This is a genomic window from Alkalihalophilus lindianensis, assembly GCF_032843265.1.
GTDB classification, from domain to species: Bacteria; Bacillota; Bacilli; order Bacillales; family Bacillaceae_D; genus Alkalihalophilus; species Alkalihalophilus lindianensis.
Genome location: NZ_JAWJBA010000235.1, coordinates 1 through 277, shown reverse-complemented (window position 1 = coordinate 277; position 277 = coordinate 1). Strand labels below are relative to the sequence as shown.

Below are 277 nucleotides of genomic sequence, written 5' to 3'. Positions count from 1 at the left end.
GGAAGATATCCAGGACCATCAATACGGGGCCCATATTTTTCATACGAACAACAGGGAAGTATGGGAATATGTTAACCAATTTGCAGAATTTAACCGATACACCAATAGTCCTGTAGCAAATTACCAAGGCGAAATTTATAATTTGCCGTTTAACATGAATACTTTTAATAAAATGTGGGGCGTTGTAACACCGGATGAGGCTAAAAAGAAAATCGAACAGCAGCGCCGCGCCAACTATGTTGAACATCCGCAGAATTTAGAGGAGCAGGCTATTAAC

The 277-nt window shown here is 40.4% G+C and carries 1 pseudogene; it reads left to right on the top strand.

Annotated elements, in window-relative coordinates:
• Nucleotides 1–277, top strand: a pseudogene (locus tag RYX56_RS22090) (UDP-galactopyranose mutase); the annotation flags it as partial.